Source organism: Pantoea alhagi (assembly GCF_002101395.1).
GTDB lineage: Bacteria > Pseudomonadota > Gammaproteobacteria > Enterobacterales > Enterobacteriaceae > Mixta > Mixta alhagi.
Window position 1 is genome coordinate 2,160,683 of record NZ_CP019706.1, and the last position, 19,951, is coordinate 2,180,633.

Annotated in this window: 21 protein-coding genes and 1 other RNA gene; 8 read left to right on the forward strand and 14 right to left on the reverse strand. The window is 55.2% G+C overall.

Annotation, left to right across the window (positions count from 1 at the left end):
• Positions 1-28: 28 nt before the first annotated feature.
• Both rnpB and rsmI read right to left on the reverse strand, forming a co-directional pair.
• Positions 29-406: RNase P RNA component class A (gene rnpB / locus B1H58_RS10115), an RNA gene on the reverse strand.
• Between the two features lie 32 nt (positions 407-438).
• Positions 439-1,302: a 16S rRNA (cytidine(1402)-2'-O)-methyltransferase gene (gene rsmI, locus B1H58_RS10120; protein ID WP_085069933.1), complete on the reverse strand. Its 864-nt coding sequence runs from the start codon at positions 1,300-1,302 to the stop codon at positions 439-441.
• 61 nt (positions 1,303-1,363) lie between these two features.
• Between rsmI and B1H58_RS10125 the strand changes: the two genes are divergently transcribed.
• From B1H58_RS10125 to dolP, 4 genes are read left to right on the forward strand one after another with little or no spacing between them, the layout of a single operon-like run.
• Positions 1,364-3,427, forward strand: a complete 2,064-nt coding sequence (locus B1H58_RS10125) for a penicillin-binding protein activator (RefSeq protein ID WP_085069935.1) — start codon at positions 1,364-1,366, stop codon at positions 3,425-3,427.
• On the forward strand, positions 3,385-3,780 hold the full coding sequence (locus B1H58_RS10130) for a YraN family protein (protein WP_085069936.1): 396 nt from the start codon (positions 3,385-3,387) through the stop codon (positions 3,778-3,780). Before B1H58_RS10125 ends, B1H58_RS10130 begins: the two co-directional genes overlap by 43 nt.
• 14 nt (positions 3,781-3,794) lie before the next feature.
• Positions 3,795-4,382, forward strand: a complete 588-nt coding sequence (gene diaA, locus B1H58_RS10135; RefSeq protein WP_085069938.1) for a DnaA initiator-associating protein DiaA — start codon at positions 3,795-3,797, stop codon at positions 4,380-4,382.
• Positions 4,383-4,395: 13 nt separating this feature from the next.
• Positions 4,396-4,968, forward strand: a complete 573-nt coding sequence (gene dolP, locus B1H58_RS10140; RefSeq protein WP_085069940.1) for a division/outer membrane stress-associated lipid-binding lipoprotein — start codon at positions 4,396-4,398, stop codon at positions 4,966-4,968.
• Between the two features lie 39 nt (positions 4,969-5,007).
• Here the strand turns inward: dolP and B1H58_RS10145 are convergent, their stop codons facing one another.
• Positions 5,008-5,712, reverse strand: coding sequence for a pirin family protein (locus B1H58_RS10145; protein ID WP_085069941.1), 705 nt, complete (start codon positions 5,710-5,712; stop codon positions 5,008-5,010).
• 133 nt (positions 5,713-5,845) lie between these two features.
• Here B1H58_RS10145 and B1H58_RS10150 point away from each other — a divergent pair, with 133 nt between their 5' ends.
• The gene (locus B1H58_RS10150) at positions 5,846-6,745 is read left to right on the forward strand and encodes a LysR family transcriptional regulator (RefSeq protein WP_085069943.1); all 900 of its coding nucleotides are present in this window, start codon (positions 5,846-5,848) and stop codon (positions 6,743-6,745) included.
• A gap of 157 nt (positions 6,746-6,902) precedes the next feature.
• On the opposite strand, the gene B1H58_RS10155 is transcribed toward B1H58_RS10150, so the two are convergent.
• The 10 genes from B1H58_RS10155 to B1H58_RS10200 all read right to left on the reverse strand — a co-directional run bounded on the left by B1H58_RS10155 (position 6,903) and on the right by B1H58_RS10200 (position 13,771).
• A complete protein-coding gene (locus tag B1H58_RS10155) occupies positions 6,903-7,889 on the reverse strand; it encodes a glutathione S-transferase family protein (RefSeq protein WP_085069945.1) in 987 nt (328 codons plus the stop codon).
• Between the two features lie 69 nt (positions 7,890-7,958).
• Entirely contained in the window at positions 7,959-8,351 is a 393-nt protein-coding gene (locus B1H58_RS10160; RefSeq protein WP_085069946.1) for a DoxX family protein, read from the reverse strand.
• Between the two features lie 204 nt (positions 8,352-8,555).
• Positions 8,556-8,843, reverse strand: a complete 288-nt coding sequence (locus B1H58_RS10165; RefSeq protein ID WP_085069948.1) for a YqjK-like family protein — start codon at positions 8,841-8,843, stop codon at positions 8,556-8,558.
• Complete coding sequence (locus B1H58_RS10170) at positions 8,840-9,238, reverse strand: phage holin family protein (RefSeq protein ID WP_208615314.1); 399 nt, start codon at positions 9,236-9,238, stop codon at positions 8,840-8,842. Before B1H58_RS10170 ends, B1H58_RS10165 begins: the two co-directional genes overlap by 4 nt.
• Before the next feature lie 2 nt (positions 9,239-9,240).
• Complete coding sequence (locus B1H58_RS10175) at positions 9,241-9,546, reverse strand: ElaB/YgaM/YqjD family protein (RefSeq protein ID WP_085069951.1); 306 nt, start codon at positions 9,544-9,546, stop codon at positions 9,241-9,243.
• A gap of 42 nt (positions 9,547-9,588) precedes the next feature.
• Entirely contained in the window at positions 9,589-9,960 is a 372-nt protein-coding gene (locus B1H58_RS10180; protein ID WP_157130164.1) for a DUF1090 domain-containing protein, read from the reverse strand.
• A 184-nt stretch (positions 9,961-10,144) separates the two neighbouring features.
• Positions 10,145-10,519, reverse strand: a complete 375-nt coding sequence (gene mzrA / locus B1H58_RS10185; protein ID WP_085069955.1) for an EnvZ/OmpR regulon moderator MzrA — start codon at positions 10,517-10,519, stop codon at positions 10,145-10,147.
• Positions 10,519-11,196, reverse strand: coding sequence for a DedA family protein (locus B1H58_RS10190; RefSeq protein WP_085069956.1), 678 nt, complete (start codon positions 11,194-11,196; stop codon positions 10,519-10,521). The genes mzrA and B1H58_RS10190 overlap by 1 nt, the downstream gene beginning before the upstream one ends.
• A gap of 338 nt (positions 11,197-11,534) precedes the next feature.
• Entirely contained in the window at positions 11,535-12,305 is a 771-nt protein-coding gene (exuR, locus tag B1H58_RS10195; RefSeq protein WP_085069958.1) for a transcriptional regulator ExuR, read from the reverse strand.
• A gap of 161 nt (positions 12,306-12,466) precedes the next feature.
• On the reverse strand, positions 12,467-13,771 hold the full coding sequence (locus B1H58_RS10200) for an MFS transporter (protein WP_085069960.1): 1,305 nt from the start codon (positions 13,769-13,771) through the stop codon (positions 12,467-12,469).
• Positions 13,772-14,192: 421 nt separating this feature from the next.
• Here B1H58_RS10200 and uxaC point away from each other — a divergent pair, with 421 nt between their 5' ends.
• From uxaC to B1H58_RS10215, 3 genes are read left to right on the forward strand one after another with little or no spacing between them, the layout of a single operon-like run.
• Complete coding sequence (gene uxaC, locus B1H58_RS10205; RefSeq protein WP_085069961.1) at positions 14,193-15,602, forward strand: glucuronate isomerase; 1,410 nt, start codon at positions 14,193-14,195, stop codon at positions 15,600-15,602.
• 14 nt (positions 15,603-15,616) lie between these two features.
• Positions 15,617-17,062 (forward strand): tagaturonate reductase, encoded by a 1,446-nt coding sequence (locus B1H58_RS10210; RefSeq protein ID WP_085069963.1) that lies wholly within the window; start codon positions 15,617-15,619, stop codon positions 17,060-17,062.
• A gap of 12 nt (positions 17,063-17,074) precedes the next feature.
• Positions 17,075-18,565, forward strand: a complete 1,491-nt coding sequence (locus B1H58_RS10215; RefSeq protein ID WP_085069964.1) for a UxaA family hydrolase — start codon at positions 17,075-17,077, stop codon at positions 18,563-18,565.
• Positions 18,566-18,625: 60 nt separating this feature from the next.
• Here B1H58_RS10215 and sstT read toward each other — a convergent pair whose 3' ends face one another.
• Positions 18,626-19,864, reverse strand: a complete 1,239-nt coding sequence (sstT, locus tag B1H58_RS10220; protein ID WP_085069966.1) for a serine/threonine transporter SstT — start codon at positions 19,862-19,864, stop codon at positions 18,626-18,628.
• Between the last annotated feature and the right edge of the window lie 87 nt (positions 19,865-19,951).

Below are 19,951 nucleotides of genomic sequence, written 5' to 3' on the forward strand. Positions count from 1 at the left end.
AAACCCCGCCGAAGCGGGGTTTTGTAAAGAGTGAAGCTGACCGGTAAGCCGGGTTCTGTCTTGGACAGTCATTCATCTAGGCCAGCAATCGCTCACTGGCTCAAGCAGCCTACCCGGGTTCAGTACGGGCCGTACCTTGTGAACCCCTATTTGGCCTTGCTCCGGGTGGAGTTTACCGTGCCACGAACTGTTGCCAGACGCGCGGTGCGCTCTTACCGCACCCTTTCACCCTTACCTGTGCTCACGAATGAGCCATCGGCGGTTTGCTCTCTGTTGCACTGGTCGTAGGCTTGCGCCTCCCAGGCGTTACCTGGCACCCTGCCCTATGGAGCCCGGACTTTCCTCCCCTCTGCCCGTCTCCCCCGAAAGGGGACGACGACAAAGCGGCGACTGTCTGGTCAGCTTCGGCGCGGATAATAGGGCATTCTGAACGTTTTGTCATCCTTCTTGCTGTTCGAGTGCATATTTATACAGCGCGTTCTTTTTCACGCTGTGAATTTCTGCCGTCAGTGCTGCCGCTTTTTTTAACGGCAGCTCTTTTTGCAGCAGCGCCAGGGTGCGCAATGCTTCGATCGGCAGCGCCTCTTCATCGGCATGATGCCCTTCGACAACCAGCACCATTTCGCCTTTACGCCGGTTGTCATCCTCTTCAATCCATGCCAGCAGCTCCGCTACCGGCGCACCGTGAATCGATTCCCAGGTTTTGGTGATCTCACGCGCCAGCACCACATAGCGCTCCGCCCCCAGTTCGCTGACCATATCGCGCAGGCTATCAAGCAGACGATGGGTTGATTCATAAAAAATCAGCGTACGCGGTTCCTGAGCAAGGGCGCGTAGCGTATCGCAACGCGCTTTGCTTTTGGCTGGTAAAAAGCCTTCATAGCAAAAGCGGTCGGAGGGCAAACCGGCGGCGCTCAGCGCAGCAATCGCGGCGCAGGCACCCGGCAGCGGTACCACGCGGATACCGGCTTCGCGACAGCGGCGCACCAGATGATAGCCAGGATCGTTGATTAATGGCGTACCGGCGTCGGAGACCAGCGCAATGCTCTGGCCTTCCTGCAGTTTCGTCAGCAGCAGCTCCGCTTTTTGCTGCTCATTATGATCGTGTAATGCGAACAGTCGCGCATTGATGGCGAAATGTTGTAGCAACAGTCCGGTATGACGTGTATCTTCCGCAGCCACCAGATCGACGCTTGTAAGCACCGCCAGCGCCCGCTGGGTGATGTCGCCCAGATTGCCTATTGGGGTGGGTACAATATAGAGCGTGCTGGCAGAAATCTCTGCCCGATCGTGTTGTTTCATTGTTTCATCCGAATTGCCGATTTAATATTGAGCATCCTGAAAAAAACTTACTGGATACAGTATGCTTCCTTCAAAAGTCGTTCGAAAAAAAGCAGGGCGCTTTGTGCCTGTTCTCCTGGCTGGGCTGATCTTAGCAGCCTGTACCGGCCAGACGCCGCAGGCTCCCTCGGTAAATATTCAGGGACCGGCAACGGGCACATCCAGCTACTACCTGCAGCAGGTGCAGCAAAGCCCAGATGATAACAAGGCTGACTGGCAATTACTTGCGATACGTGCACTGCTTAATGAAGGGAAGTATCCCCAGGCATACCAGCAAATTAATCAGCTGCCGCAGCAGCTGAGCGACACGCAGCGTCAGGAGCTACAGTTACTGACCGCCCAGCTGCGTCTTGGCAATCAGGATATCCCCAGCGCGCAGGCGATACTGGCGAAGCTTGATCCCTCAACCCTGTCGAAAGATCAGCAACAGCGCTACTACGGCCTGAAAATCGCCGCTAACCAGGGACGACCGTCGTTGGATCTGGTGCGCATGCTGATTGCGCAGGAGCCGCTGTTAACTGACAAAGCGCATCAGGATAATATTGATGCCACCTGGCAGACGCTGACGCAGCTGCCGCCAGAGGAGATGAACAGCCTGGCGATTAACGCGGATGAAAATACGCTGCAGGGCTGGCTCGACCTGCTCAACGTGTACAAAGCGAATCGTACCGATCCCGATATGCTGAAAGCGGGGATTAGCGACTGGCATATGCGCTATCCGCAAAACCCGGCGGCAAAAACGCTGCCTACGGCGCTCGGCCAGGTGCAGAACTTCCAGCCCGCCTCAACCAATAAAATCGCGCTGCTGCTGCCGCTGAGCGGCCAGGCGCAGGTTTTTGCCAGCGCAATCCAGAAAGGTTTTAACGATGCGAAAAACGGTCTGTTGAATGCGCCAACGGCACCTGCCGTCGGCAGTGCGCAAAATCCGGTTGCGTTATCCAACGATGGCGCGCAGCACGCTGAACCGAACGCAGGCGATATTGCAACGCAGAACGCAGATGCGGTCGTCAGCCCCACCGCTGCGCCTGGTGACAGCGCGACCAGCCCTGAGGCTGCACCGCCGGCCACGCAGCCTGCGGCCAGCGTCACGAGCGCCCCGGCCAGCAACGCCGAGGTAAAAGTGTATGACACCAGCTCGCAGCCAATTCAGCAGGTATTGGCACAGGCGCAGCAGGATGGCGCGACACTGGTGGTTGGGCCGTTGCTGAAGGATAAGGTGCAGCAGCTGGTGGATTCCTCCACGCCGCTGAATGTGCTGGCGCTTAATGAGCCGGAAAAAATCCAGAACCATCCGAATCTTTGCTACTTTGCGCTTTCTCCTGAAGACGAGGCGCGAGATGCTGCGCATCATATCTGGCAACAGGGCAAACGCATGCCGTTATTGCTGGTGCCGCGTAGCTCGCTGGGCGATCGCGTCAGCAAAGCGTTTGCACAGGAGTGGCAAACGCTGGGCGGCGGTACTGTGCAGCAGCAGGGGTTCGGCTCCTCAGCTGAGCTCAGGCAGGGCATCAACAGCGGCGCAGGCATCAGCCTGAGCGGTACGCCGGTGACGCCAGCGGCAAGCGAACCGCAGGGCATCACTATTGCTGGCCTGACGATCCCGGCACCGCAGAGCAGCACGCCGCCTGAGGCTACAGCCAGCGGCGGCGCGGTGGATGCGGTTTATATCGTGGCCACCCAGAGCGAGCTGCAACTGATTAAGCCGATGATCGCCATGCGTATCAGCAGCCGCAATAACGTTGCGCTCTATGCCAGCTCGCGCAGCTTCCAGGCTGGTGCCGGTCCTGATTTCCGTCTGGAAATGGAAGGGCTACAGTTTAGCGACATTCCGCTGCTGTCGGGCGCGAATCCAGGGCTGATGCAGCAGGCAGCGCGCAGCTTTAATAATGATTACTCGCTGGTTCGCCTGTATGCGATGGGCATTGATGCCTGGACGCTGGCTAACCACTTTAGCGAAATGCGTCAGATGCCCGGTTTCCGTATCGATGGCAACACCGGTCAACTGAGCGCCACGGATGATTGCGTTATCAACAGGAAGTTGACATGGAGCCAGTATCGTCAGGGGCAGGTGGTCCCGGCCAGCTAAGCCGCCAGCAACAAGGCGCGCGCTATGAACGCATAGCGCGACGTTATCTGGAGCAGGCGGGGTTGGTATTTGTCGCCGCCAACGTGCGATATCGTGTTGGCGAGCTGGATTTAATTATGCGTGACGGGCGACAGTGGGTGTTTGTCGAGGTACGCTATCGTCGCGACGCGCATTTTGGCGGCGCGGCCGTCAGCGTAACCTGGCGCAAGCAGCAAAAACTGTTACGCAGCGCCGCCCTGTGGCTGGCGGCGCGCAACGCCAGTTTTGATACGGCAGAGTGTCGTTTCGACATCGTCGCCATTACCGGGCAGCAGCTAACCTGGCTGCCCGATGCGTTTCAAGCCCACATTTAGAACCAGGTGGTAGTGTGCTGGAAAGAATAAAAGCCTGTTTTACGGAAAGTATACAGACCCAGATAGCCGCTGCGGAGGCGTTACCCGATGCCATTTCCCGTGCGGCAATGACCATGGTGCAATCGCTGCTGAACGGCAACAAGATCCTCTGCTGCGGCAACGGCACTTCGGCGGCGAATGCCCAGCATTTTGCCGCCAGCATGATTAACCGTTATGAAGCAGAGCGTCCCAGCCTGCCGGCGCTGGCGCTTAGCGCGGACAATATCCTGCTGACGGCGATTGGCGACGATCGTCTGCACGTCGAGGTTTATGCTAAACAGGTCCGGGCGTTGGGCCAGACGGGGGACGTGCTGCTGGCGATCTCTACGCGTGGCAACAGTCGCGATATCGTTAAAGCGGTAGAAGCGGCGGTCACGCGCGATATGACCATCATTGCCCTGACCGGCTATGATGGCGGCGAGCTGGCTGGACTGCTGGGTCCGCAGGATGTGGAGATCCGCATTCCATCACACAGAAGCGCCAGAATTCATGAAATGCATATGCTTACCGTGAACTGCCTGTGTGATTTGATCGATAACACTCTGTTTCCTCATCAGGAATAAACAAGGAGATGTAATGAAGGCATTACCTGCACTGGCAGTGATCTTTGCCGCCCTGTTATTACAGGGCTGTGCCGCCGTTGTGGTGGGCAGCGCGGCGGTAGCGACCAAGAGCGCAACCGATCCGCGTACCGTAGGAACTCAGGTGGATGACAGTACGCTGGAGCTGCGTGTCAGCAACGCGCTGGCGAAAGATCAGCAAATCAAGAAAGAGGCGCATATCGTGGCCACTGCCTATCAGGGCAAAGTGCTGCTGACCGGTCAGGCGCCGGGCGCGGAATTAGCCGATCGCGCGAAGCAGATCACCATGGGTGTTGATGGCGCAACGGAAGTGTATAACGAAATTCGTCAGGGGCCGAAAGTGACGCTGGGTACCGCCTCTTCCGATACCTGGATCACCACCAAAGTACGTTCACAGCTTCTGGGCAGCGATCAGGTGAAATCTTCCAATGTGAAGGTCACCACTGAAAATGGCGAAGTGTTCCTGCTGGGTCTGGTAACCCAGAAAGAAGCCAGCGCGGCGGCGGATATCGCCAGCCGGGTAAGTGGCGTAAAGCATGTCACTACCGCGTTTACCATTCTGAAATAATCTTGCCGGGGCGACGTTAGCGTCGCCCCAACTTTCTGCTTAACTCATCAAATCCACTATCAGCGCGCGTAGCGGCGTTTGTGCCTTCAGGCGGATGCTGGTTTCATCGCAGATAAAAGCGCCATCGCCGCAGCCCAACGCTTCCCGTTCGCCATTTGCCGACATCGCCTGAAATTGACCATGAATCGACTGTAGCCAGGCGCGCGAGCCTTGCAACGGCTGATGCCATTCCTGGCCAGGTTCCAGCGTGATGTGATGGATCCAGACCTGCTGGCGCACCTGTAGACTACTATTCTCGCCATCGGGCGAGGCGAGCAGCTGGTAGGGTTGATTTAACGCCAGCGGCAGCTGCTGCACCACGGGATTCTCACGTTGCGGGCAAGCATCCAGCCAGAGCTGAATCCGGGTCAGCGGCGCATCGCGGTTCACGTTTTGCTCGCTCCAGGTGACGCCAGGCTGCGTCGCCAGCAGCAGAGCATCGCCTGCGCTGGCGCGACAATAATTGCCTTCACTATCGCGGTATTCCGCTTCGCCCTGCAGGATCAGATTAAGGATATCCACGCGTGGATAAGTACGCGGCTGGAGGGCGGCGCCGGGCGCGAGGACTTCCTGATTCAGTACCCGCAACGAGGCATAGCCCAGAAGTTTTGGATCAAAATAGTGGCCAAAGGAAAATGTATAACGCGCCTGCAACCAGCCGTAATCGGCCTGGCCGCACTGTTGCGCAGTACGTGGTTTCATCATTGTAAGATTACCTCTCCAGCGCTGGTTTATGTCGCCAGGTCGTCTGTCAGGTTTCTATGGTAAATATCTGGACGGCGGATTGTTAGCCAGTTAATCTGCCAGGCATATTCAAAATTACTGACAGAGACGTGCTATGGCAAAAGATCGGGCCCTGACTTTGGAAGCACTACGCGTGATGGACGCTATCGATCGGCGCGGCAGCTTTGCTGCAGCGGCTGACGAACTGGGCCGCGTACCTTCCGCCCTCAGCTACACCATGCAAAAACTGGAAGAAGAGTTAGATGTAGTGTTGTTCGATCGCTCTGGTCATCGCACTAAATTCACTAACGTAGGGCGTATGCTACTGGAGCGCGGTCGGGTGTTGCTGGAAGCAGCCGATAAACTCACCACCGATGCGGAAGCGCTGGCGCGCGGCTGGGAAACTCATCTCACCATCGTTACCGAGGCGCTGGTGCCTACCGAAACGTTATTTCCGCTGGTGGAAAAGCTATCGGAAAAAGCGAATACGCAAATGTCGTTAATTACCGAGGTGCTGGCAGGTGCCTGGGAACGGCTGGAGCAGGGACGGGCCGATATTGTTGTGGCTCCGGATCTGCACTTTCGTGCCTCCGCCGAGATCAATACCCGCAAACTCTATAGCATTATGAGCGTGATCGTTGCCAGCCCGGATCATCCGATTCATCAGGAACCAGAGCCGCTTTCTGAAACAACACGCGTGAAATATCGCGGGATTGCGGTAGCGGATACCGCCCGTGAAAGGCCGGTACTGACGGTACAGCTGCTGGATAAGCAGCAGCGCCTGACGCTCAGCAGTATGGATGATAAGCGCCGCGCCTTGCTGGCGGGCTTAGGTGTGGCAAGCATGCCTTATCCGCTGGTGGAGCAGGATATCGCCGAAGGTCGTCTGCGCGTGGTTAGCCCTGAAACCACCAGTGAAATTGATATTATCATGGCCTGGCGGCGCGACAGCATGGGCGAGGCTAAAGCCTGGTGCCTGCGTGAAATCCCGCGTCTGCTGGCCAAAAAAGGGTAACCAGAGCGCTGACCAGGCCAGATTTGCGGGGAAACTTCGCCATGACGCCGTAGCGGTATGAGCCGCCAGAGCGCCTCGCGAAATAGTTACCCCGGAAATCGCCATCTCACAGGCGAGTGAGTCATTAACCTTGTACTCGTATTACCCCAGCTGCCGGTCAGGAAAAGCGTTCGTCGCGTCCGTGCGGCTCATCCCAGTCAAAGGCGGGCCCTGTGGAGATCACGCCGCTGGGGTTAATGGTTTTATGACTGCGGTAGTAGTGATGGCGGATATGTTGCAGGTTAACCGTCCCGGCAATGCCTGGCATCTGCCAGATATCGCGTAAAAAGCCGTTCAGATTGAGATAGTCGCCGATACGATGCCTGTCGCATTTAAAATGGGTAACGTATACCGGATCGAAGCGCACCAGCGTGGTCCACAACCGAAGATCCGCTTCGGTAAGCTGATTTCCGGTCAGCCAGCGATGCTGGCCCAGTATCTGCTCCAGACGATTCAGCGAATGAAACAGCGCTTCTACTGCTTCGTCATACGCTGCCTGTGAAGTGGCAAAACCCGATTTATAGACGCCGTTATTCACCGTATCGTAGATCCAGCCGTTCAGCTCATCGATCTCCGCGCGCAGTTCAACAGGATAGTAATCCCCGGCGCGTGCGCCGACGGCGTCAAAAGCGGTGTTAAACATGCGGATAATATCGGCAGATTCATTGCTGACAATGGTCTGCTGCTGTTTATCCCATAGCACGGGCACCGTTACCCGACCGCTATAGTCTGCATCGGCATGCTGATAAAGCTGATAAAGAAAGTCATGCTGGTAAAGCGTATCGCCGGTGGCCGCCGGGAAATCGGTAGCGAATGTCCAGCCGTTTTCCAGCATCAGCGGATGTACCACGGAAACGGAAATCATCTGCTCCAGCCCTTTTAGCTGACGCATCAACAGTGTGCGATGCGCCCACGGGCAGGCAAGCGATACATAAAGATGATAGCGATCGCGTTCGGCGGCAAACCCCGCTTTTCCCGTTGGGCCCGCGCTACCGTCAGCGGTAACCCAGTTACGAAACGCGGACTCGGAGCGCTTAAAGCGGCCACCGTTCGATTTGGTGTCATACCAGGTATCTTGCCAGACACCCTCAACCAGTTGTCCCATAAAGCCTCCAAAATCAAAGGGGCGAGAATGTTTTATTCTCGCCCGTAGAGAGTTAAGTATAGCCAGCGCTTACCACTTTTTACCCAGCAAGCGGTCGATGCTGTAAGCGCCCGAACCGCTGATCCCCAACAGCAGGAAGCCACCCGCGATCGACAGGTTTTTCATGAACATAATCGCGTTAACGCCCTCAGCGAAATTGCTGTGGAACAGGAAAGCGGTCAACACCGTAAAAACCGCGGTAAACAGTGCGGTAAAGCGCGTCAGAAAACCGAACAGAATTGCCAGCCCGCCGCCCAGCTCAAGCAGGATAACCAACGGCAGAATAAACGCCGGTACGCCCATCGCCTGCATATACTGCGCGGTACTATCATAGCCAGTGACTTTACCCCAGCCAGACACGATAAACAGGATCGGCAGTAAAATGCGCGCTATCAGCAGGCCAATATCTTCGAATTTTTTCATGATCTTCCCCAGTGTTGTTTTTTCTCAGGCAAAAAGAGCCTGAGCAAGTATTTAGTGTGATTGCAGACGATTACACGCTGCTCTCGGTAACTGAGGAGGATAATAAGAGGACGGGGAAAGATTTGTAAGCAAGATAAACTGTCAAAGAGGTTCAATAAAATTGATATTGATTGCCTGCGGGTCGGCAGGCAATCAGAGGCGGTGCTATTTCTTGCGCGGCAGATTGGATTTTATCAGCCGCCAGGTGCTCCAAAAGCCCAGACCACGCTTCGCCCAGCGCATTAAAAAGTTGGGGTTACGTACCGACCAGATCGCTAATGCACTGCTACCGATAGCCAGATAGCTACGCAGACTAAGCAGCGTCATCCAACCGCGATCGTAACGGGCGGTTTCCAACAGCCACTCACGGCGCGCCAGACTAAGATCGAGGCGCTGCTGGTGAATAGTTATTAACAGATCCGCTTTACGTCGTTCACGGTCAGCACGCGTCATGGGTGGCGGTCCTCCAGCATTTGACGGTCAGAAGAGAGCTCTTTCCGTGTATGGTGAAGCAGCGTGGATTTACGTGACTTACGTAACGTCCAGAGGCCAAAAAACAGCGCCAGCACAAACAGAACGCAAGTCGTAATGCCAATGACCATCAGGCGATACTGTGCGTCAACCGCCCAGATAATCAACACCATCAGGCTCATCAGACCAAAAGCGGTAAACAGCATGGTCAGGCCAGTCATCAACAGCATCTGTATCAGATTAGCCTTTTCCTCTTCCAGCTCGACCACAGCAAGGCGTACACGGGTTTCTACCATGCTAACCAGCGTAGTGACGAGACGCTGTCCGATGTTTATGACCCCTTTGCCCGGGCCGTGGCTCTGCTGAGAATCGGCCATAATTAACGACGCGAAATCAGCATGCCGATGGCCAGCCCGATGGCTGCGCCAATCCCTACGCCGTGCCAGGGATTTTCACGCACGTAATCATCGGCGTGGCTAACCGCTTCACGGGTAGTCTGCGACAGACGGTCGCCGGTTTCGCCGAGACGCAGGCGCGACTCATCCAGCGCGGCACGCGCTTTGCTACGCAGTTTATCCATTTCTGATTTTGATTTATCGGTGGAATGGCTAAGCACTTCTTCCAGCGTATCCGCCAGATTCTTCAGCTCGGCGCGCAGGTGTTCTGACGTAGTATCTTTTGACATGAAACACTCCTTTATTCTCAGGCAATGTACGCTGTAAATGGGTTACCAGGGAGCAGACTGAAGCGCTTTAAGCTCTTCACGTTCTTCCTGTAATTTTCGTTGGCGTTTAGCGATTTTTTCCTTATCGCCATCTTCTTCGGCATCTTTTAAATCTTGCTCTCGCTCTGCCACTTCCCGCTTTTTCGCGTTGATGTTTTCCTGATGAGCCGCTTTGAGCTTTTCATCAGTGCAGCTGGCGCGGACTTCCGTCAAAGCCCGCTCGAGGCCGTTCACCCGGCGTTGATTATCATGTTGTTTAGCAACTGCGATCTCATGCTCAATGTTTTTCTCTTTCTGCAAACAGAGTACGCCAGCGGCGTGGGTAAAGCCGGAAAGGGAAAAAAGAGCCAGAAAAAGCGAGGTACGAAATTTCATCCGATCATGACCTTCCATTGTTAAATTCAGCCGTTCCCTGTGAACGGTAAAGATGCAGCAGCTATAAGGCTGGCAGCCATGCCGCCTCATAACCTTTTGTAAGAATAGACACTCTTTCCGGAAAGCTCAAAAGTGTTGAGGAAGAAAGCCTGTTTTGGGACAGGAATGACGCTGTGGAGCAGGGTTAACCTACAGATTGTGGGCGCAGCGAGATCTTATTCAGCCAGCCGCCGCTGTTTTCCATCTGAGCGATATCAAACCCGTGCGGCAGAATTTTAAGCAGGGCACGCTGTGCTGCCAGGCTCTGTTCCTGCGACTCAAAGCGCAAAACCAGCGAATCCTGGGCGGGTGTAATGCTTTTTACCTGTATCCCCTGGGCGTTAAGCCGCTGCCAGACATAAAATCCATCCGGCAAGGTGACGCCCTGTTCGGCGGCGCGAATTTGCAGGGCGTTCTCATGGCGAAACAGGGCCGGGACCAGCGCAAAAGTAATGATCGCCAGTAATCCAACCAGCAGCCAGCGCAGCGGCTGGCGTAAAAGAGGCTGTAACCATTGCATTATGGTTGACCTTTTTGCTTGCCGTTACTGCTCCGTTTACGCCACAGTACCACCAGCGATCCTACCAGGCCAAATACCAGCAGCACCAGCGGCAACAGCATCAGGCAGAACATCAGTTCATCTTCATAGCGGCGGAAGATCGGCGTTTTACCCAGCGCAAAGCCCATCACCGTCAGGATCAACACCCACAAAAAGCCGCTCATCCAGTTAAAGAACTGAAAGCGAGCGTTGCTCAGGCCGGAGAGGCCGGCGATGGTGGGCAGCAGCGTACGAACGAAAGCGATAAAGCGACCAATTAACAGCGCAGAGAGGCCGTGGCGGTGAAACAGCTGATGGGCGCGCTGATGATATTGCGCAGGCAAATGGGATAGCCAGTTTTGCACGGTAGGCGTATTGCCCAGCCATCGCCCCTGAATATAGCTCACCCAGCAGCCGAGGCTGGCTGCGGTCGTAAGGATAAACAGGGTAAGCGGAAAATTCATTGTGCCTTTGGCTATCAGCACGCCGACCAGAATAAGCAGGCTGTCGCCGGGAAGAAAGGCTGCGGGAAGCAGGCCATTCTCCAGAAACAGAATCATAAACAGTACGCCATAAATTGCCCAGACCAGCGTCGGATCGGCCAGGGTCTCAAAATCTTGTTGCCATAATGCTTGCAACAGCGCTTTTAAAATATCCATTCATTGTTCCTGAACTTCATTGTTAACACTGGCTCATCGATAAAGAGGCCGGGAGGGCGGATAGGTCGTTTTTGTTAATTGTAGTCGCCGCTACCGCAGGCCGGGTAATCGCCTTTTTGCCTGGATGGCTGATAAAAACGATGCATTCTTCTTTCCCGCCGCGAAAGGGTAAGAAAAGGTGGATAACTGTAACAAAATCCACCCTGACGAGACAGGGAAAGTTACCACTGACTAAGAGTTTTACCGTTGAAAATCACTGGCTGAAAGGAGCTTTACACTGGCTGACACTAAAGTAAATTAGCTGACTTTAGACGCTTTGTTAGCCAAAGCGTCTGTTTTTAGCGGGAAGAAGAGGTATCGGGCAGGATAACCGGATTTTCGGCAAACATATAACGGTCAACGTTGAACTCAAAATCGTCGGTTGTGGCGTTAAATAACATCTGGCGGGTGTTTTCCAGATGCTGCCACATCGCCAGCTTGGCGGCGGCCGGATCTTTACGCATTAACGCTTTTAAAATCATATCGTGGTCGTTGCACCAGCTGCCAATAGCACGTTCATCTATATGTTCATGCAGCTTTAGCCAGTAAGGATTATGCGTGCGGTGTAGCCACATTTTTTCCACAATCGCCGCCAGTGCGCTATTTTGCGTCGCCATCGCGATTTGTACATGAAAACGCATATCCCATTCGGAATCGCGAAAGCGATCTTCTTTGCGCGCCTCCTGCTGGATCTCCATAAGCTGCACAATGTCCTGCCTTGTCACACGCGTGGCGGCGAATTCCGCCACGTTACTTTCAATAAGCTGACGCGCCTGTAGCAGCTCAAAAGGACCGAAATTCGCAAACTCCAGCTGGCTGTTGGTGATAATGCGCTGGTTCTGCTGGCTGGAAATAACATGAATGCCGGAACCCTTGCGCACTTCCACGTAACCTTCCACCTCCAGCATAATAATCGCCTCACGCACCACAGTGCGGCTGACCTGCATCTCTTCAGCGATTAAACGTTCTGCTGGTAACTTATCGCCAACCTGATACTGCCCCGATTCGATGCGATTTTTTAGCTCTGAGGCCAGCTGTTGATAAAGACGACGCGGTTCGCTGATTTCCATAATCCATTTCCTGCTGGTGTGTTCTGTAAGTTGTTATACCACTTAGCGGCATGAAGGCCAATCACTCCAGAGGGTAAGAAGAGGGAAATGCGCTGTTGGTCAACCAAAAAAGAAGGGGAGAACAGAGAGGCGCGCATCTGGCGATGCACGCCCTGAAGGAACTAACTGCGTACCGGCTCGGCAGCAGGCGCGGCAGGCGTCTGCTCCAGCTCAGCGGCCGGTTTGTTTTTCAGCACCGTCCAAATCACTAACGCGCCCAGCAGATCGAATACTGCCAGCGCCGCAAACAGCGGGCTGAAGCCCAGCGTATCGGCCAGCGCGCCAACCACCAGCGCAAACATTGTGCTGGCGGTCCATGCGGCCATGCCGGTCAGCCCGTTGGCTGTAGCGACCTCATTACGACCAAACACATCGGAAGAGAGCGTAATCAGCGCACCGGAAAGCGCCTGATGCGCAAAGCCGCCGACGCACAGCAGGGCAATCGCCACATAGGGGCTGGTAAACAGGCCAATGGTGCCGGGCGCTATCATCAATACCGCACCCATTGTTACTACCAGCTTGCGTGAAACAATCAGGTTAACGCCAAACAGCCGTTGAAACAGCGGAGGCAGGTAGCCGCCAACAATGCAGCCGAGATCGGCAAACAGCATCGGCATCCAGGCAAACATGGCGATCTCTTTCAGATTAAAGCCGTAGGCCTTAAACATAAACAGCGGGATCCAGGCATTGAAGGTGCCCCAGGCCGGTTCCGCCAGGAAGCGAGGCAGGGCGATGCCCCAGAACTGGCGGTTACGCAGGATTTGACCGGCGCTCATTTTTTTGCCGTTGTCGATCTGATGGTGTGATTCCTGACCGGAAAGAATATAGTCGCGCTCGCTATCGCTGAGTTTTTTCTGCTGCCTGGGATGTTTATAAAATACCAGCCAGCAAAGCGCCCAGATCAGGCTGAGGACGCCGGTAATAATAAACGCCATTTGCCAGCTATGGGCAACGATGGCCCATACCACCAGCGGCGGCGCAACCATTGCGCCAATCGAGGAGCCGACATTGAAATAGCCCACTGCAATCGAGCGCTCTTTTGCCGGAAACCATTCGCTGCTGGCTTTCAGGCCGGCGGGGATCATGGCCGCTTCGGCGGCACCGACGGCGGCACGCGCAATCGCCAGGCCGCCCCAGCTGTTTGCCAGCGCGGTTGCGGCGCAGAAGATCGCCCACATAATCGCAAACACGGCATAGCCGACCTTGGTGCCGAGGATATCGAGAATGTAACCGGCCACCGGCTGCATAACGGTATAGCAGGCAGAGTAGGCGGCTACGATATAAGAGTATTGCTGCGTGGTGATATGAAGCTGTGCCTCAAGCGTTGGCGCTGCTACGGCAATGGCGTTACGTGTCAGGTAACCCAGCACGGTACCGATGGTCACCAGACCGATCATATACCAGCGTAGCCCTTTTATTTTACGCATGTCATACCTCTTCCAGTTCTGTTTGCGGCTGTGCCGCTGTTGTTTTTTATTGCGGGTCTGCCGCGGTCAACTGCGTACAGAAAGCATCCGTGAGCAAGACCTTGCCTTTGCCCTTTTCCATTCCTTACCTGTGAGAGAAATTTCTGCTCATCAAAATCTGACCGGCAGACGATAACTTGTCATACCGATTTAAAAGTTGAATGCCATCACAAAACCCATTTTTGCAATGTGGGATACTCAAAACCGAGAAATGTCAGGTGATTACTGGCTTGCAAGGCAGTTGGCCGTCAACCAACGGGCGCGATGTTGTCTGATATGTGAGCTGTATCGCAAAATAATCACTGCTATCGCTTTAATTGGTATGATAACTTTTTGCCATCAGGTGAACGCATCGATAACGTTCATGTAAAAGGAGATCGGAATGTCCCGTTTTATGACCGAAGATTTTTTGCTGGATAGTGAGTTTGCCCGCCGTCTGTATCATGACTACGCGGCCGATCAACCGATCTTTGATTACCACTGCCACCTGCCGCCGCAGCAGATCGCTGATAACTATCGTTTTAACAACCTGTACGACATCTGGCTTAAGGGCGATCACTATAAATGGCGCGCCATGCGCGCTAACGGCGTGCCGGAAGCGCTTTGCACCGGCGATGCCAGCGATCGTGAAAAATTTAACGCCTGGGCACGCACTGTTCCGCATACCATCGGCAATCCCCTTTACCACTGGACGCACCTTGAACTGCGCCGTCCGTTTGGCATCACCAATGTGCTGTTGTCAGAAAAAACCGCCGATCGCATCTGGGATGAGTGCAACGCATTGTTGGCGCAGGATGACTTTAGCGCACGCGGCATCATGCAGCAGATGAACGTGCGAATGGTGGGAACCACCGATGATCCGGTAGACGATTTACAGCATCATCATCGCCTGGCGCAGGATGAAAGCTTCACCATTAAGGTGTTGCCGAGCTGGCGTCCTGATAAAGCGTTCAATATCGAAGCCGAAGGCTTTGCTGACTATATGCATAAGCTTGGCGCCGTCGCGGATACCGATATCCGCCGCTTTGAGGATTTACGCCGTGCGTTAAGCAAGCGCCTCGATCATTTTGCCGCGCACGGCTGCAAGGTTTCCGATCATGCGCTGGATGTGGTGCTGTTTGCCGAAGCGGACGATGCCACGCTGGATGAGATTCTGGCGCGTCGCCTGCAGGGAGCACAGCCCTCAGAACAGGAGATAGCGCAATTTAAAACCGCAGTGCTGGTATGGCTGGGCGCAGAGTACGCCCGTCGCGGCTGGGTGCAGCAATATCATATTGGTGCGCTGCGCAATAATAACCGCCGTCAGCTGCAGCTGCTGGGGCCGGACGTCGGTTTCGACTCTATCAATGATCGTCCGCTGGCTGAGCCGCTGGCGCGTCTGCTTGATGCGCAAAACCGCAATAGCGCCTTGCCGAAAACCATTCTTTACTGCCTCAACCCGCGCGACAACGAAGTGCTGGCGACGATGGCCGGTAATTTTCAGGGTGAGGGCGAGCCAGGCAAGATGCAGTTTGGTTCCGCGTGGTGGTTTAACGATCAGCTGGATGGCATGCAGCGTCAAATGACGCAGCTGGCGCAGATGGGTCTGCTGAGCCGCTTTGTCGGCATGTTAACCGATAGCCGCAGCTTCCTTTCTTACACGCGTCATGAATATTTCCGTCGTCTGCTCTGCCAGATGATTGGGCGCTGGGTAGAAAACGGCGAAGCGCCGGCGGATATCGATCTGCTGGGCAACATGGTGAAAAACATCTGCTTCAATAATGCCCGCGACTATTTTGGCATTGAGCTTTAATCCGGGGAAATTTCATGCAAACACTGAATCGCAAGAATTTTCCCGGAGCGCAATATCCAACCCGCATCATCCAGTTTGGCGAGGGTAACTTTCTGCGCGCCTTTGTCGACTGGCAAATCGATCTGCTTAACGCCCACAGCGATCTGGCTGCGGGCGTAACGGTCATCAGACCGATCGATCGTCAGGTCGACTATACGCTTAACCATCAGGACGGACTTTATACCGCCCTGATCCGTGGGCTGAATGCGCAGGGGGAGGTGGTGAGCGAGCCGCGCCTGATCCGCTCGATAAACCGCGAGATCCAGCCGTATCGGCAGTTTGATGAATTTATCGCGCTGGCGCAGGACGCGCATATTCGCTTTATGTTTTCCAATACCACCGAAGCGGGTATCGCTTTTAACGCCGATGATCGGCTGGAAGATCGTCCGGCGCGCTCGTTCCCCGGCAAGGTTGCCCAGCTGTTGTGGGCGCGCTGGCAGCATTTCTCTGGCGCGGCGGATAAGGGCTGGATCATCCTGCCCTGCGAGCTGATTGATAATAACGGCGACACGCTGCGCGAGCTGGTGCTGCGCTATGCCGGGTGCTGGCAACTGCCAGCGGATTTCAGCGCCTGGGTGAAGCAGCACAATATTTTCTGCAATACGCTGGTGGATCGCATCGTTCCCGGCTATCCGGTGGCAGAGGCGGAAGCGCTGTTCGCTGAGCTTGGCTACCGCGATCCGATGCTGGTGGCGGGCGAGGTGTTTTACCAGTTTGTGATTCAGGGCCCACGGCAGGTAGCCGATGAACTGCGGCTATCGGCGCTGCCGCTTAATGTCCGGCTGGTGGAAGATATCAAGCCGTGGAAAGAGCAGAAAGTGGCGATCCTTAACGGCGCACATACGGCGATGGTGCCGGTAGCCTGGCTTTCCGGGTTGAGTACCGTCGGCGAGGCGATGGACGATAATCGCATTGCTCATTTTATCAATGTCATGCTGCGCGAAGAAGTGATCCCAACGCTGGATCTGCCTGCGGAGGATCTTCACCGCTTTGCGGATGCGGTGCTGGGCCGCTTCCGCAATCCTTTTATCCGCCATCAGCTTTCGTCGATTGCCTTAAACAGCATGACTAAATTCCGCACGCGTCTGTTGCCGCAGCTGCTGACCGGCTATCAGCAAAACGGTCGCTGGCCAACGCGCATCACATTTGCACTGGCGGCGCTGCTCGCTTATTACCGTGGCGAACGCGACGGCGAGCGTTATCCACTACAGGATGATGCACGGTGGCTGGATCGTTTTGCCACGCTTTGGTCGCAGCAGACGCAGGGCGCTATCTCAATGCCACAGCTGGTTGCAACGGTGCTGAGCGATGAGCAGCACTGGGGAAGCGATCTCAGTCAGCAGCCTGGCCTGGTGGAGGCCGTTACCCAACACCTGCAAAATATCACCGCTCACGGCATGCGGGCGGCGTTACCACAATGAGGAATACCGGCTATGCAACAAGCGATTAAAATAGCGCCGCGCGATAATGTCGCCGTTGCGCTCAGCGATCTGGACGAAGGTAGCGTGCTGACGCTGGAGGAAGTGACCGTCACGTTGCGTCAGCCGGTAGCTCGCGGACATAAGTTTGCGCTGCGGTCGATCGCCGTCGATGAACACATTATTAAGTATGGATTACCCATCGGGCACGCCACGCAGCCGATCGCGGCAGGCGAGCATGTTCATGCGCAAAATGCGCGAACCAATCTCAGCGATCTGGACGAATATCAATATCAGCCCGATTTTATAACGCTGCCGCCGCAGGCCGCCGATCGCGAAGTGCAGGTTTACCGGCGCGCTAACGGTGAGGTTGGTATTCGTAATGAGTTGTGGATCCTGCCGACCGTTGGCTGCGTCAACGGCATTGCGCGTCAGATCCTGCAACGCTTTTTGCGGGAAAGCGACGACGCTGCCGGTATCGATGACGTTCATCTGTTCAGTCATCCTTTTGGCTGCTCACAGCTCGGTCAGGACCATGAGAATACCCGCACCATGCTGCAAAATATGGTGCGCCATCCCAATGCTGGTGCGGTGCTGGTGATTGGTCTGGGCTGTGAGAACAATCAGGTTGATGTGTTTCGCGATACGCTGGGCGGCTACGACAGCGATCGCGTCAGCTTTATGATCTGCCAGCAGCAGGAAGATGAAGTCGAGGCGGGGCTGGAACGTCTGCATCAGCTTTATCAAACCATGCGCCACGATCGACGCGAGCCGGGAAAGCTGAGCGAGCTAAAATTCGGACTGGAATGCGGCGGCTCAGATGGCTTCTCCGGCATTACCGCCAACCCGCTGTTGGGACGTTTTTCCGATCGCATGATCGCTAACGGCGGAACCACGGTGCTGACCGAGGTGCCGGAGATGTTTGGCGCGGAACGCATTCTGATGAGCCGCTGTCGCGACGAGGCGACGTTTGAAAAAACGGTCGCAATGATCAACGACTTCAAACGTTATTTTATTGCGCATCAGCAGCCAATTTATGAAAACCCGTCGCCGGGCAATAAAGCGGGCGGCATTACCACTCTGGAAGAGAAATCGCTGGGCTGTACGCAAAAGGCTGGTCAAAGCCAGGTGGTGGATGTGCTGAAATATGGCGAGCGTCTGCGTCAACCGGGGCTTAACCTGCTTAGCGCGCCGGGCAACGACGCGGTTGCTACCAGTGCGCTGGCGGGGGCAGGCTGTCATATGGTGCTGTTTACCACCGGGCGCGGTACGCCTTATGGCGGCTTTGTGCCAACGGTAAAAATCGCCACCAATAGCGAGCTGGCAGAGCGCAAGCCGCACTGGATCGACTTTAACGCCGGTCCGCTGGTGCTGGATACGCCGATGGAAATGCTGTTGGACCGCTTTGTTGATTATATCGTTGAGGTGGCGAACGGCAGGCAGACCAACAATGAACGCAATGATTTCCGCGAGCTGGCGATCTTTAAAAGCGGGGTCACGCTGTAAGAGAGGCGGCCTGAGGGCCGCCTCTGTAATTGCGCTTCTTTGCTCAGAAGCCCTCAGCGGTTAGCTAAGGCTCTTCGATGCAGTGCGCTGCTCTTCCGCCTGACATACGGCAGCGGTAAACAGAATATCGGTGGATGAGTTCAGTGCGGTTTCCGCTGAATCCTGCAATACACCGATAATAAAGCCAACCGCCACTACCTGCATGGCGATATCATTAGGAATGCCAAACATATTACAGGCCACCGGAATCAGCAGCAGCGAGCCGCCAGCCACGCCGGATGCGCCACAGGCACACAGTGAAGCGACCAGGCTGAGCAGTACGGCTGTGGGCACATCAACATGAATGCCCAGCGTATTAACAGCCGCCAGCGTCAACACGGTAATGGTAATGGAAGCGCCCGCCATACTAATGGTTGCGCCCAACGGGATGGAGACCGAATAGGTATCTTCGTCCAGATTCAGCTTCTTCGCCAACGCCATATTTACCGGAATATTGGCTGCCGAGCTGCGGGTAAAGAAAGCGGTCACGCCACTTTCACGCAGGCAGGTAAATACCAGTGGATAAGGGTTGCGGCGGATTTTCCACCATACCAGCAGCGGGTTAAACACCAGCGCCATCAGCAGCATACAGCCAATCAGCAGAGTGAGCAGATGCGCATAATTCCACAGTGCGGAGAAGCCGGTTGACGCCAGGATGGAGGCAACCAGACCAAAGATGCCCAGCGGCGCACAGCGGATCACTATGCGTACTATCCAGGTCACCGCGTGGGAGGCATCGCTAAGCAGTTGTCGGGTATTGTCGCTGCTGTGGCGAAATGCAATGCCTAAACCAATTGCCCAAACCAGGATGCCAATATAGTTAGCGTTCATTAAGGCAGTAAAGGGATTCGCAACCATGCTCATTAGCAGGCCGTTTAATACCTCAGCGATGCCGGACGGCGGAGTGATTTCCGTTTGCGCCGCGCTCAGGGTCAGCATCTGCGGATAGAAATGACTGCAAACCACCGCGACCACTGCCGCACAGAAAGTGCTTAACAGATACAGCAGGATAATCGGGCGGATATTACTTTTTTGCCCGTGTCGGTGATTAGCAATCGAGGATATGACCAGCACCAGCACCAGCAATGGCGCTACGGCTTTCAGGGCGTTAACAAAAAGCGAGCCGAGCAGGCCCACCGCCAGCGCTGCATCTTTGGAGAACCAGGCAAGCGCAATACCGGCCACCAGGCCTACCATAATTTGTTTTACCAGACTGCCGCCGAACAGGCGCGCAATCAGCGTGGAAGAACTTTTTTCCATCGTGAGAACCAGTAATAGTTATTGTGGCCGTCGCCGCCTTATCAGACCACGAGCGGCATGAGTGTTTGCCTGGAGGAGTATAAGGAA